15 protein-coding genes and 2 pseudogenes are annotated in these 12,738 nt (G+C 68.7%); 3 read left to right on the top strand and 14 right to left on the bottom strand.

The window, feature by feature from the left end:
* The first annotated feature begins 16 nt into the window (after positions 1-16).
* Positions 17-490: a hypothetical protein gene (locus ACUWEX_RS12915; RefSeq protein ID WP_445996500.1), complete on the top strand. Its 474-nt coding sequence runs from the start codon at positions 17-19 to the stop codon at positions 488-490.
* Positions 491-509: 19 nt separating this feature from the next.
* Here the strand turns inward: ACUWEX_RS12915 and ACUWEX_RS12910 are convergent, their stop codons facing one another.
* The gene (locus ACUWEX_RS12910) at positions 510-1,094 is read right to left on the bottom strand and encodes an AAA family ATPase (RefSeq protein ID WP_079728586.1); all 585 of its coding nucleotides are present in this window, start codon (positions 1,092-1,094) and stop codon (positions 510-512) included.
* A gap of 102 nt (positions 1,095-1,196) precedes the next feature.
* Here ACUWEX_RS12910 and ACUWEX_RS12905 point away from each other — a divergent pair, with 102 nt between their 5' ends.
* Positions 1,197-1,658 carry a hypothetical protein gene (locus ACUWEX_RS12905; RefSeq protein WP_143785488.1) on the top strand — a complete coding sequence of 154 codons (462 nt, stop codon included), beginning with the start codon at positions 1,197-1,199 and terminating at the stop codon, positions 1,656-1,658.
* 8 nt (positions 1,659-1,666) lie between these two features.
* Here the strand turns inward: ACUWEX_RS12905 and ACUWEX_RS12900 are convergent, their stop codons facing one another.
* The 4 genes from ACUWEX_RS12900 to ACUWEX_RS12885 form a co-directional block, all read right to left on the bottom strand.
* Positions 1,667-1,978 (bottom strand): putative quinol monooxygenase, encoded by a 312-nt coding sequence (locus tag ACUWEX_RS12900; protein ID WP_445996499.1) that lies wholly within the window; start codon positions 1,976-1,978, stop codon positions 1,667-1,669.
* 15 nt (positions 1,979-1,993) lie between these two features.
* The gene (locus tag ACUWEX_RS12895) at positions 1,994-2,239 is read right to left on the bottom strand and encodes a hypothetical protein (protein ID WP_079728583.1); all 246 of its coding nucleotides are present in this window, start codon (positions 2,237-2,239) and stop codon (positions 1,994-1,996) included.
* Positions 2,240-2,357: 118 nt separating this feature from the next.
* Positions 2,358-2,732 (bottom strand): biopolymer transporter Tol, encoded by a 375-nt coding sequence (locus ACUWEX_RS12890; RefSeq protein ID WP_445996498.1) that lies wholly within the window; start codon positions 2,730-2,732, stop codon positions 2,358-2,360.
* A gap of 13 nt (positions 2,733-2,745) precedes the next feature.
* Positions 2,746-3,948 (bottom strand): alcohol dehydrogenase catalytic domain-containing protein, encoded by a 1,203-nt coding sequence (locus ACUWEX_RS12885; RefSeq protein WP_445996497.1) that lies wholly within the window; start codon positions 3,946-3,948, stop codon positions 2,746-2,748.
* 181 nt (positions 3,949-4,129) lie between these two features.
* Between ACUWEX_RS12885 and ACUWEX_RS12880 the strand changes: the two genes are divergently transcribed.
* Positions 4,130-4,918, top strand: a complete 789-nt coding sequence (locus ACUWEX_RS12880) for a GNAT family N-acetyltransferase (RefSeq protein ID WP_445996496.1) — start codon at positions 4,130-4,132, stop codon at positions 4,916-4,918.
* 33 nt (positions 4,919-4,951) lie between these two features.
* Here ACUWEX_RS12880 and ACUWEX_RS12875 read toward each other — a convergent pair.
* The 9 genes and pseudogenes from ACUWEX_RS12875 to ACUWEX_RS12835 all read right to left on the bottom strand — a co-directional run.
* A pseudogene (locus ACUWEX_RS12875) lies at positions 4,952-5,221 on the bottom strand (type II toxin-antitoxin system RelE/ParE family toxin); the annotation flags it as partial.
* A complete protein-coding gene (locus ACUWEX_RS12870; protein WP_445996495.1) occupies positions 5,218-5,469 on the bottom strand; it encodes a ribbon-helix-helix domain-containing protein in 252 nt (83 codons plus the stop codon). The pseudogene ACUWEX_RS12875 and the gene ACUWEX_RS12870, both read right to left, overlap by 4 nt.
* A gap of 85 nt (positions 5,470-5,554) precedes the next feature.
* Positions 5,555-6,316 carry an enhanced serine sensitivity protein SseB C-terminal domain-containing protein gene (locus ACUWEX_RS12865; protein WP_445996494.1) on the bottom strand — a complete coding sequence of 254 codons (762 nt, stop codon included), beginning with the start codon at positions 6,314-6,316 and terminating at the stop codon, positions 5,555-5,557.
* A 62-nt stretch (positions 6,317-6,378) separates the two neighbouring features.
* Positions 6,379-7,695, bottom strand: coding sequence for a hemolysin family protein (locus tag ACUWEX_RS12860; protein ID WP_445996493.1), 1,317 nt, complete (start codon positions 7,693-7,695; stop codon positions 6,379-6,381).
* 151 nt (positions 7,696-7,846) lie between these two features.
* A complete protein-coding gene (locus tag ACUWEX_RS12855) occupies positions 7,847-9,067 on the bottom strand; it encodes a sulfate/molybdate ABC transporter ATP-binding protein (protein ID WP_445997647.1) in 1,221 nt (406 codons plus the stop codon).
* 27 nt (positions 9,068-9,094) lie between these two features.
* Positions 9,095-9,952 (bottom strand): annotated as a pseudogene (locus tag ACUWEX_RS12850) (ABC transporter permease); the annotation flags it as partial.
* Positions 9,953-10,073: 121 nt separating this feature from the next.
* Positions 10,074-10,904 (bottom strand): molybdate ABC transporter substrate-binding protein, encoded by an 831-nt coding sequence (modA, locus tag ACUWEX_RS12845; protein ID WP_445997646.1) that lies wholly within the window; start codon positions 10,902-10,904, stop codon positions 10,074-10,076.
* Positions 10,905-10,978: 74 nt separating this feature from the next.
* Entirely contained in the window at positions 10,979-11,383 is a 405-nt protein-coding gene (locus ACUWEX_RS12840; RefSeq protein WP_445996492.1) for a TOBE domain-containing protein, read from the bottom strand.
* Between the two features lie 78 nt (positions 11,384-11,461).
* Positions 11,462-12,694 carry a hypothetical protein gene (locus ACUWEX_RS12835; RefSeq protein ID WP_445996491.1) on the bottom strand — a complete coding sequence of 411 codons (1,233 nt, stop codon included), beginning with the start codon at positions 12,692-12,694 and terminating at the stop codon, positions 11,462-11,464.
* Between the last annotated feature and the right edge of the window lie 44 nt (positions 12,695-12,738).

Here is a 12,738-nt window from a genome sequence, read left to right as displayed (position 1 = left end):
CGACGTTCTCCCCACCATGGACATGTGGGATGTCTTGCACGGCGTCGACGCGAAGGTGGCATGGCACCTCTACCTGATGGCCCAGCCGGCCGGCCTGCCCGAGCGCATGATCGCGGCCACCGGCGAAGAGTTCTTCGCGTCGTTCCTCGACGCCTGGGACACCGACGGTGCGACGTTCCCGCCGCACATCCGCCAGCACTATGTGGACGCGTCGGTCGCGGCCATCCCCTCGATCGTCGCCGACTACCGCGCCTCGGCCGGCATCGACCTGGACCTCGACCGCGCCGACCGTGCCGCGGGCGCACAACTCGCCATGCCCGTCGGCATCCTCTCGCAGGACTGGGGTTCGCAGCTGGGCTTCGACGCGTCGTCGCTCTGGGCCGCCTGGGCCCCCGACCTCACCTACGAGCCCAGCCAGGCCGGCCACTACATGGCCGAGCGCGCCCCCGCCGACGTCGCCGCCTTCATCCGCGGCCTCATCGCCCGCTAGCTCGCGGCCGGAACGAGCTTCATCGAATGTGGCGCAACGTCACGCCGAGGCGCCGCGCAGGCTGAGCGAGCCGTTCGGCGAGCGAGTGCGAGAGCGAGACACCCGCAAGTGCGCCGATGTGCTCTACGACCTGAGGCACGCTCATCCCATCGGTCGCGAGACGCTCGCCGAACGGGTCGGCTCTCAGGGCTGCATCGGCGTCCTCGAAGCGCTGCGCGGCCCAGCTGCTTCGACCGTCGAGACGGCTCCGCAAACGCCGCAGCACTGTCGTTTGGTTCGCGAGCAGCGTCACATGCAGCGTCTTGATGTCCGCCCCGTGCAAGGCGTCGAAGATGACTCGGCGCCTCACGGGATCGCTCAGCGTCATCGGCACGATCAGCGTGCCGGGATGCTTGCGCGAAATGTCGACCAAGATCTCGGCCGCGGTAGGCGCCCACCATGGCGTCTCCTGAAAATCATCCCGAATGGCGGGCGGGTACATCCGCTGGATGCCGAAGCCCAACAGCTCGGGGTCGACCACCGCGCTCCCCGGAAGCTTGCGATGCAGCCCGAATGCGGCCTGCGTCTTCCCCACACCGAAAGTCCCATTGATCCAGATCAACACACCCTGAGCCTAGAGCGCTGCGTTGGTGCGTGCTCGTAACCAATGGGCAACGAAAAGGCGCTCGGTATACCGCTCCAGGGCGCGGCGTGGCACGGTCGAGTCATGAGTTCGTCACGGCGCCACGCACGCCCGGTCGTGACATCCGCGGCACTCGCCCTCCTTGGGCTCACGCTCACGCTCGCGGGATGTGCCGGGTGGGGCGGCGGCGTCGCGTGCCCGGCCATCGGCTACACCCAGTCGCTGACCGTCGTCACGGTGGGGCAGGTGGCGGAGGCGGCATCCATCGAGTTCTGCGACTCGGAGGGCCGGTGTTCGCGCACCGCCGAGCAGCGCGCCGAGGACGACACCGTCGGCTCCGTCTACGACATCGTGCCCGTGAACGGCTCGACGTGGCAGGTCACGCTGTTCGCAGGCCAGGTGCCCGAAGCGACCGTCACGGCCTACCGCGAGGATGGTTCGACTGTCGGCGCAATCACGACACCTCTCGCGTGGACGTGGCTTTCGGACGACCAGGTCTGCGGCGGCCCCACTGCTGCCTTCCCCGTTTTCCTACCCGTCGGCTAGGGGTGCAGCTATACAGCCAGCGTGAGCGGCAACTGCTCCGAGAACACGCGCGTGGTGGGCGGTGCCGCGAGCAGTTCGCGGATGCGTCCGCCCCCGCCCTCGGGAGTGGCGCGCCACTCGACGTACCGGGTGTGGTCGATGGTGCTTGCCCACTTCTCGACGACGATCATGGTGGCGGGGTCGTCGTCGGACACCAGCACCTCGAGGCCTTCGTTGCCGGGCCAGGCGCGGGTCGCCGCGAGGGTCTCGCTGAGGATCTCGGACGCGTCGGCGAGCTTCGCCGGGTCGAGCTGGATCTCGAAATGCACGATCGTAGTCATGCCCAACCCAACGTGTCAGGGCTGGCCGTATTCCATGGGCGAGCCCTGCACCCACCAGCCGAACAGCGGCATCCAGAAGGGTGCGGAGAAGATCGCGATCCAGGCGGCCGCCGAAATCGTGATGCTCACCGCGGCGGTGGCGACGACGAGCAGAACCACGGCGGATGTCCCGGCGCGCACGGCTTCGGTCGACGTATTGTCGTCGACGTCCTCCTCGTTCTCGGCCAGCAGCAGCCCGAGAGCATCCTCGTCGGTAGTCATGTTTCCCACCCTCGTCGATCCTGAGTCTCGACTCTAACAAGGGTCTGCCGGAAACCTGGCCGACCGTTTCGTCACCCGCGTGGCTGTGTCCTGAGCGTGAGGACGCGGTTTGGGAAGGTCAAGAACTCGTGCGCGATGTGGGCGGCTCGTCGAGCGCATCCAGTGCGGCCAGGGCCTCGCGTGCTCGGGCCAACCTGTCGGCGGGGGTATCGTCCCACCAATACGGCCCGCGCTCGCCGAGGCCGTGCTTGGCGAGCCCGACACGCTTGCGTGCCGCCGCAACCGCGTCGTCGTCGGCATCCTTCTTCGCCGTGCGCACACCCGACCGCCCGCGGCCCAGATGGGATTTCAGCGCGGCGACGACGTCCTCGGGCAGGCTCGGATCGGTGCGCCGCCAGCGCCGCCCGTTGACGACGAGCCAGCGCTCGTCGTCGGTCGCCTCGCTATCGGGCACGCCGGATTGCGCGGAGGCGGTTTCGTCACCGGGGGACATGGCCCGCCCGCCCTCAGACGAGTTCCACCTTGATCCATCCGGGTTCGCGACGGTCGAATGCCTCGTAGGCGGCAATCGCGTCGCCGATGTGCTCGTGCCCGGTGATCAGCGCGGTCGGGTCGAACTGGCCAGACGCGACGAGGTCGATGAGGGGAGGCGTCACCGAATGGTGGTCGCAGTTGCCCGCTCGAATCGTGAGGTTCTTGTTCATGGCTTCGCCGATGGGGTACTGCTCGACCGTCGGCGAATACACGCCGATGATGCCGATGCGGCCGTACTTCGCCACCACCTCGACTGCCCAGCGCGCCGCCTGAGAGGGGCCGTCGCCCGGCTTCCACTGGGTGGCGTCGGGGTCGGCATCCGGCGCGATCTGCGCGACCTCGGCGTCGAATTTCGCGGCGTCCTCGTCGGATACCGCGGCCGGACCGCGCTTCGGGTGCTCGGCATCCACACCCACGGCATCGATCACGCAGTCGGCGCCGATGCCGTTCGTCAGATCCATGATGGTCTGCACGGGGTCTTCGCGGTTGTAATCGACGATCTCGCAGTTCTGGGCCAGGGCAGCGGCCAAGCGGGACTCCTCACCGTCGACGATGATGACCCGTCCGGCGCCCTGCTTGAAGGCGGATGCCGCGGCGAACTGCCCGACGATACCGGCGCCGAAGACGACCACCACGTCGCCACGGGTCACGCCCGCGAGCTCGGCGCCGAACCATCCGGTCGGGAAGATGTCGGAGAGCAGGATCGCCTGCTCGTCGGAGACGTTGTCGGGCAGCGGGTGCATGCTGTTCTGCGCCCACGGGATGCGCGCGTACTCTGCCTGCAGGCCGTCGATGGGGCCGGTCGTCTCGGGGCCGCCGAAGAAGCTCGTGCCGGCCTGCGGGCCGTTCGGGTTGGCCACATCGCACTGACTGGTCTTGCCCATGCGGCAGTAGCGGCAGGCGCCACACGACATGGTCGAATTCACGACGACGCGGTCGCCGGGGCTGAAACCGCGCACGGCGTCGCCCACCTCGACGACCACGCCGACGGCCTCGTGGCCGAGGATCGTGCCCTCACGCATGGGCGCCATGGTGCCGCGCACGAAGTGCAGATCGGTGCCGCAGATGGCGCTGCGCGTGATGTGGATGATCGCGTCGTGCGGGTCCTGAATGGTGGGCTGCGCCACCTCGTCGAGTCGGATGTCGCCGATACCGTGCCAGACAACTGCCTTCATGATGAACCCTCGTTTCCCGCTGCGCGTGTCGTGTCTCGTGTCTCGTGTCGTATTTCCGTCGAGACACTAGTCAAACCGCCGCTTCGACCCCGCAACAGGGCATTGCCAGCCGCCGGACGCGCGGTTATCGTGTGCCCGCCGGCATTGTGCCCGCGTCGCCCGCCTGCGACGATGAACCCCGATGACTGATATTGAGCGTTACCTCCAGGCCCATGACGAACAGCTCCGAACGGATGCCGAGACCCCGAGCGCGGTGAGTGTCACACGCCTCGGCCCGCTCCGGCTCGTCACCTTCGCCGGTGGCCGAGGTTTCATCACCTACCAAGACCTCGGCGATGCGGATGCCGCAGCCATCGCGGCTCTCGTGCAAGACGCGCTCGCGCACTACGTCGTGCAGCCCGAGATCACGCGCGTCGAGTGGAAGACCCGCGGTCACGATCGCGCACCCGGCCTCGACGAGGCCCTGCGGTCGAACGGTTTCGAACCCGACGAGGTCGAATCGATCATGATCGGCCCGCTCGAAGCCCTGGCCGGCGACATCCCGACACCCCCGGGCGTGACGCTGCGCGTCGTCACCGACGAGGCGGATGTCCGCGCGATGAGCGCCATGATCGACGAGGCGTTCGGCGAAGACGTCGACCCCGGCATCGCCGATGCGCTGCTCGCGCGCCTCGCCCGCAACGACGGCATGCAGCTCTGGGTGGCCGAGACGGACGGCCGCATGGTGTCGGGCGGCCGCCTCGAACCGGTGCCCGGCACGGACTTCGTCGGCATCTGGGGCGGGGCAACCCTCGAGGCCTATCGTGGCCGCGGCATCTATCGCGCGCTGACGGCCGCCCGCGCGCGAGCCGCCCTGGCCCTCGGCAAGACTCTCGTGCACAGCGACTCGACCGAGTACTCGCGCCCCATTCTCGAGCGCTCGGGCCTCGTCAAGGTCTCGACCACGACCCCCTACCGCTGGGCGCGCTGACTCGTCGCGCATCAGCCGTTCCCAGTCCATCGCGCTCGCATAGACGCCGAGAATGCGCACCTCGCGCGCGGTCAGGCTGTATGCGAGAGTGATCCGACGCTCGAAGCCCGTCACTCGCACGCCCGGCGCGATGTCGTCTCGGGCCTTGCCGAGATCGGGGAAGTCGGCGAGGAGTTCGCAGTGCTCCAGGATGCGGTCAACGTAGCGCGATGCACGGTCAACCGAGCTTTGCTCAGTTATGTGGAGCTGGAGGTCTAGAAGCGCTCGTTCCGCCTGCGGGGCGAAGACGAGCGCCCGCCTCACGCGGTGTCGCCGCGGAGCTGAGCGAGCCGAGCGCGAACGTCGTCGATCGTTTGCGCGGCACTGGGATCATTGTCGAGCGTCTGAGCGGCAGCCGCCACGTCCTCGCGCAACCAGCGTTCGATGGCCGCGTCTCGCGCCAGAAGGCTGCGAATGCCATCGCGAATCACTTCGCTCTCGCTGGCATACCCGCCCGCTTCGACGCGCTCCCGAACAGCGTCGGCCATCTCGTTTGGCAGTGTGATGCTCATTTGACGAGTCGTGCGCATGGTCGACCTCCGGTGAATAGGATTCAATCCTACTCGACGACCGCGGTCAGCAACAGTGCCGACAGGCTCAGCCGCGGCGGCCGAAGAGGGAGCGCCGGGGCGAGGGGCGCGTATAGAAGGGCTGGAGGCTCGTGAGCAGGTGTTTCTCGCGCGGGCCCGCGAATGCGACATCCACGGGGTGCACCTGGGAGTAGTAGACGAGGGCGCTGCCCAGGTCGTCGCTCACGGCCCCGCGGGTGTCGCGTGAACCGACGAGCACGAGCAGGTAGGCCTGGTCGTTGTTCTCGGGCGTGACCTTCCAGCCGAGGAACGCGCGCTCGACCTGGGGATGCCGCGCGAACAGCTCGGCAAGGGTCTGCTCCATGCCATCCGGAACCTGCGCGGGAGCGCCGACCAGAACCTCGGTGTCTTTCGCGAGCACGTTCGGGGTCATGGGGGCGATGCCGTCGAGCAGCTGCGCGATCTCGCCCGGCAGGAACTCCTTGCCCTGCGGCGAATGCGGGTTCAGCACGAGGCGCGCGCCCCGAGTCATGTCCCAGAACGCGCGGCAGGACAGCGCGAGGTAGCGCGTCTCGTAACCCGGGATGGCGGCCTGCGTCTCGGCGAGCCGCGCCTCCGACGTGTAGAACGGCTGCACCGAGCTGCCGTCGCCCGACGTGAGGGGAGCGAAGGTGACCATCTGCCCCTCGCCGTCTGCGGCCGGTTCGGCCCACCCTGGCACGAGTACGGTGCTGTCGAGCAGCGCGGCCAGGAAATCCGGGATGCCTTGCCCCGTATCGGCCGCGCGGATGAGAAGGGCTTCAAGCGTCGTCTGTTCGCTGTTTTCCACGCCGCGAGCCTACCTCCCGGTCACGATCTCCGCGTCATCGTCCCGGCGTTCCTGCCCCGGCGTCAGTGCTCCTGCGCAACGTCGGCGGGCGCGGGGTCGCCCGCGGGTCGCTTCGTCACGAGGATCTCGGCGATGCGGCGCCGGTCCATGGCCGTCACCTTCAGTGAGGCATCCTCTAACTCGATGACGTCGCCGACGGCCGCGAGTCGCCCGAGTCGGTGCACCACATACCCGGCGATGGTGTCCCACGTGCCTCGAGGGATGCTGACTCCCGCCGCCTCCTCGAAGTCCTGGATGTTGAGGCGGCCGTCGATGACACCGCCCTCGTCCGCGAGTTCGCGGGGTGCGGCATCCGTGTCGTATTCGTCGAAGATCTCGCCGACGACCTCTTCGACCAGGTCTTCGAGCGTGACGATGCCGTCGGTGCCGCCGTATTCGTCGACGACCACGGCGATCTGCTGGTTCTGCGCCCGCATGCCGGTGAGTGTCGGCAGCACGCGCGCGGTCGACGGCAGATAGGGGATGTCGCGGCTCACGTCGCCGAGCGGTCGCGAGCTGTCGGTGGCCGCGGCGTCATAGAGGTCGCGCACGTGCACGAAGCCCGTGATGTCGTCGATCGACTGGTCGACCACGGGGTAGCGCGAGAACGGCAGCCCCTGCACGCGGTCGACGGCCTCGGCGATGGTTCCGGCGCCGTCGAGCGCCACGACCTCGGGCCGCGGGCGCATGACCTCGCTGATCTGGCGGTCGCGCAGCGAGAGCACGTCGTCGAGGATGCGGCGCTCGTCGTCGGGCAGGCCCTCGTGGCTCGACACGATGTCGCGCAGCTCCTCATCCGAGAGTTCGTCGCTCGACTTGTTGGGGTCGCCGCCCAGCAGCCGCACGACGGCGTTGGTCGACAGCGAGAGCAGCCAGATCACGGGCCGCATGAGGTGCGCGAAACCGTTCAGCACGGGCGCGACGGCGTAGGCGAACTGTGCGTTGCGCTGAATCGCGAGCCGCTTGGGTGCGAGCTCGCCGAGCACGAGCGAGAGATAGGCGATGATGAGCGTCAACGTGAGGGTCGCGATGGTGCCGGCCAGCTGTTCGCTGAGCCCCCACGCCACGAAGAGCGGCACGACGGATGGCGCGATCGACGACGCTCCATAGGCCGCCGAGGCGAAGCCGGCCACCGTGACGCCGATCTGCACGGCCGAGAGGAAGCGGTTCGGGTTGCGGGCCAGGCTCGCCACCTTTTCGCCGCGTTTGCCGCGCTGGGCGATGGCGTTGACCTGGCTCTCGCGCAACGTGACGAGGGCCATTTCGGTGGCCGCGAACACGCCGCCGATGAGCACGAATACGACGACGAGGACGATGTTGAGCAGCAGATCGCCGTTCATCGGGCCACCCCCTGCGAGGTGCGGTGTGCGCTCGGGGTCACCCGGGCGCTGGGTCTATGGCAGTCGGTCGATGGTTCGACGGTGCGTGTCATGGACGCAGCCTATTGAGCTTTTCTCAGAAAACGCCCGGGGTGGTGGGGTGAGTGTCGGTTCAGGCGGATGCGTCGGTGCGTGTGCGGCGCGCAGGAAAAACGACCATGTCGTCTGAGGACAGCGAGAACGTGACGCGGTCTCCAGCGTCGATGTCCATGGCCGCCCAGCGGCGCAGCGAAAGGTCGGCGAACACGTGCGCCGCTCGCACCCGCACCGTGTCTCCGTGCGGTTCGACGTCGAGGATGTCGGCGGTAATGCCGCTCTGCTGGCCGACGTGTGCGGCGCTACCGCCATTCGGTTCCTCCGCGTAGGTCGCCTCCGCCTCTTCGCTCGCCGAGAATTCGGATGGCGTCGTTTCCGAGCGGCGTACTCCGACCGATGCGGGCGAGATGACCGCAACCCAGCGCTTGCCCGTCACCCTCGTCGGATCGGCGGCGTCGGGACGGCTCGGTGATCCGACGACAGCGCGCTCGCGCTCGCCCCGCGGAGGCAGCGGGATGCGCAGCCCGTCGTCCGTGTGCAGGACATCGCCGTGTCGCTCACCCTCGAAGAAGTTGAGGCCCGCGAGCTGCGCCATGAACGGCGTGCGCGGGCGTCCGATGAGATCGCGGGGCGAGCTGTGCTCGACGATGCGGCCGCCGTTCATGACGAACGCGCGGTCCGCGAGCGTCAACGCATCGACCACATCGTGTGTCACCAGAATGGTCGTGCGGTCGGCGAGCACTTTTCGCAGCAGGCGGCGCAGGTCCGAGGCGACCCGCACGTCGAGGGCCGACATCGGTTCGTCGAGCAGCAGCACCTCGGGGTCGGTAGCGAGGGCTCGCGCGATCGCGATGCGCTGAGCCTGCCCGCCGCTGAGGGTCGACGGCATCCGATCGGCCAGGGATGCGGCATCCACCCGCTCGAGCCACCGCAGCGCCGTCTCGCGCGCGACCCGTCGTGACGCCCCCGCACTGCGCGGACCGAATGCCACGTTCTCCAGCGCGGACAGATGCGGAAAGAGGAGGGCGTCTTGCGCCAGGAGAGCGACGCCCCGGCGATGCGGCGGCACGTTCACCCCGCGATCTACGAGAGTACGCGAGCTACGGATGCGGGAACCGAGGCCCGGCGTGAGGACCCCAGCGATCGCGCCCAACGCCGTCGACTTGCCCGAACCGTTCGGACCGAGAATCGCGACCGTTTCGCCGGCCCGGACCTCGAAGGAAGCCTCGACATCGCGTTCGTCGTGCCGGAATCGGGTGTCGAGCGAAACGGCCGCCCGGCGTGGCTGAGGCTGCATATCCGCGTCCGCATGCACCTGCGCGCCGCTTCTGGAACGTCCGCCGCGGTCGGCCCGGCGGGCGCCCGGCTGCAGCCCCGCCAGCCACTGCGAGGCGACGACGATGAGCACGGCGACCAGGACGAGCACGAGGGAGAGGGCGACCGCGGCATCCGGGTCGGTCTCGCGCTGCAGATAGATCTCGAGGGGCAACGTGCGGGTGGTGCCCGCGAGGCTGCCCGCGAAGGTGAGGGTGGCGCCGAACTCGCCGAGCGCGCGGGCGAACGACAGCACGGCCCCCGACACGACGGCGGGCAACAGGAGCGGCAGCGTGACGCGCAGGAACGTGGTCGTCGGCCCGGCCCCGAGGGTGGCGGCGACCGTCTCGTAACGCCCACCGAACGTGCGCAGGGCGCCCTCGAGGCTCAGCACCAGGAAGGGCAGAGCGACGAACGTCTGAGCGAGCACGACGGCGGTCGTGGAGAACGCGATGTCGATGCCCCACGAGCTGAGCAGCTGGCCGATGAGCCCGCGCCGCCCAAACGTGTAGAGCAGCGCGATGCCCGCGACGACGGGCGGCAGCACGAGCGGCAAGAGCACGAGCGCTCGCACCACGCGTTGTCCCGGAAAGCGACTGCGCGCGAGCACGACGGCCAGCGGCACGCCGAAGACGAGACACAGCACCGTGGCGGTGAGCGACGTGCGCAGGCTCAGCCCGAGGGCCTGCAGCGACGATTCCGATGTGATGAGGGGGATGAATTCACCCCAGTTGACGCGGGCGATCATCGCGACCAGCGGCACCACCACGAACAATCCGCCCGCGGCCGCCACGACGAGGAGCCATCGCGGAACGCTGACGCCGGCCCCGCTCGCGCCGGTGACGCGTTCACCTCGAGCGCCGCTCACGGTGTCGACGATCGCAGTTCTTTCGGGCGTGCCGGCGCGGGCCCAGGATGCCGTGCCGCGCGACCGGCAGGTGGGTGCGGTCGCCGACGCACGTGCATCGCCTTCAGCATCACGGGCGGGTTCACGGGGCGCCGAATCCGGCGGCGGCCAGTACCTTCTGGCCGGCCGGGCTCGCGATGTGGGCCACGAACGCGCGCGCGACATCCGGTTCACTTGCGCCGCGCAACGTGGCGATTGGGTACGTGTTGACGGCTTCGGCGGATTCGTCGAACGGGATGCCCACGACGGTGTCGCCCGCCGCACGTACATCGGTCAGATAGACGAGGCCGGCGTCGGCCTCTCCCGACGTCACCTTGCCGAGAACGTCGGTCACCGAGGATTCTTCGCTGACGGGCTGGATGTGGACGCCCGAGGCCTTCTCGATGGCCACCGTCGCCGATCCGCAGGGCACCTGCGGCGCACAGATAACGGTCTTCACGCCGGCACGAGCCAGGTCGTCGAGGGATGCGATCTTGGCCGGGTTCGAGGACGGCACCGCGATCTCGAGGGTGTTGGTCGCGAAGTCTGTGCTCGAGCCGTCGAGCAGGTCGCTGTCGGCGAGCTTCGCCATGTTCGTCGTGTCGGCCGACGCGAACACGTCGGCGGGCGCGCCCTCGACGATCTGCGTGACAAGGTCGGACGATCCCGCAAAGTTCAGCGTCACCGTGGTGCCCGGGTAGGCGGCCTCGAAATCCGAGGCCAGCTCGGTGAAGGTGCCCGTGAGGGATGCGGCCGCAAAAACGGTTATCTCGCCGGTGATTGCGCGCGAGCCATCCGATTCGCCGGTTTCTGCCGCGGCCCCGCCATCGGACGGAGACGAACAGGCCGCCACTCCGGCCACGAGCGTCATGCCGACGCCAAGCGCGAGCGCGATGTCGCGGAGCCGGCGCCTGGCCGTGCCCCGCTCACCCATGCGCAGCGCGCCGGCTGTGCTCGGCCTGCCCCCGAAGGCCTGGCGCAACAGCGGTCGGTCGCGCTGAGGCCGACTCACGAGCTGCGCCCCGGCGTCTCGACGATGACATTGGTGGCCTTGACGATGGCGATGGCCACCGAGCCGAGTTCGAGGCCCAGTTCGCGCACGGCCTCGCTGCTCATGAGTGACACAACACGGTGTGGGCCGGCCTGGATCTCGACCTGCGCCATGACCGTGTCCATGACGATGTCGGTCACGATGCCGACGAAACGGTTGCGTGCCGACCGGCCGATCTCGGAGGGGTCGGCGGGCAGCACGGCGTTCTCGCGGGCCAGTCGGGCCAGCGACAGGCCGTCGACGACGGTGCGCCCCGACGCATCCTTCTCGCTTTCGAGGGCGCCGCTCTCGACCCAGCGGCGCACCGTGTCGTCGCTCACGCCGAGAAACTGTGATGCTTCACGAATCCGTATCTGCGTCATGAAAGCCACCCTAGTCTCGCAAATGCGGCTTCGCGAGGGTCATGGTCGACGTTCCTCGACCCGCACCGGCAGCAAGGATCAGTTCGGAATCACCTGGGCGAGGATGAGCGCTGCGCCGATGATCACCGTCGGCACGATCCAGATCAGCGACCCGATGCCGAACCCCATGCGCAGGCGCCGGCCCTTCTTGCTCACCTGTCCGCGCTGAGCGGTCCTCGGATCGGCCCGGCGCGGGTCACCCGGGATGGCCGTCATGCCGGCCCCCGCAAGCGATGCCTGGCGAGCTACGTCGACCTCGATCTCGGCGCTCGACCCGGCCAGACCGGCCGTCGACAGGGCGCGCGCCCGGTCGATTCCGCTCTCGCCGCCGAGGCGGTCGTCGCGCCAGCGTTCCCAGCGGGTCAGCTTGGCGCTCACGGCGTCGACGGCGTCGGTCAAGGCATCCCAGCGATCGGGGGAGAGCGTGACGACGTCGCGCGTGGACACGAGGAACAGCCAGTCGTCGATGATCTCGACGTCATAGCCGCGCACGTTGTCCATGAGGCGCGTCATCACGTCGGGGGTGAACAGGTAAAGGGCATCCCGCTCGTAGCCGCGCGGGCAGAACAGGGTGAAGTGTTCGTCGAAATCACCCTCGAGAGACAGCTTCTGCGCGCCGCTCGGCACGGTCGCCAACGAGAAGCGCCGAGACCCGCGGCCCCGCGACTGCAGCACGATGTGAGGAAGGCTCGTCGCGAGACGCAGGGCCGCGTAGCCGCCGAACTGCGTGTTGCGGCTGCCCTGCGCCCCCGTCAGCAGTTCGTAGTTCGCGATCTCGATGGGTCGGGGCCCGGTCGAGCGGAAGACCCGCGCCACGCGGAAAATCCCGTGATCGGCCCAGGGTGTCAGATGCATCGTGACGAAGGGGCCCGGAACGTAGACGAGTCGGTTGACCAACGCGAACCACGTGAAGCGGTAGTGCCGTTTGGGCGTGTCCCGTCGCGCGCGCAGGCGCAGCCACGCCCACAGGATCACGCAAAAGGCCACGAGAAGCAGCATGCCGAACCCGAACATGCCGGCGAGCTCGGAGTTCTTGTCGGGCTCGTCGTCGGCCAGCTCGGCGAAGAAGCCGATGAGCAGGCCGAACACGCCGAAGGGCGTGATGAACACGCCGACGCCGAGGATGAACCGCCGGAACCGGGCCATGGGGGCCCGCGCGATCGGATAGTCCTGCACGAACCTCTTGTAGAAGGCCCGCACATCGCGCCGCTTCACGCGCGCCGTCAGTGGCGCGGTGTTGAGAGTCGTATTCTGGCCCGCGAACGTGGTCACGCAGCATCCCCCTGGTCGTCGGGCCCGACCGGCCCTCCCTCAAA

The sequence above is a fragment of the Okibacterium fritillariae genome, assembly GCF_052783725.1.
Note: the sequence above shows the minus strand (reverse complement) of the source record. Positions and strands in the feature narration are given on the sequence as shown.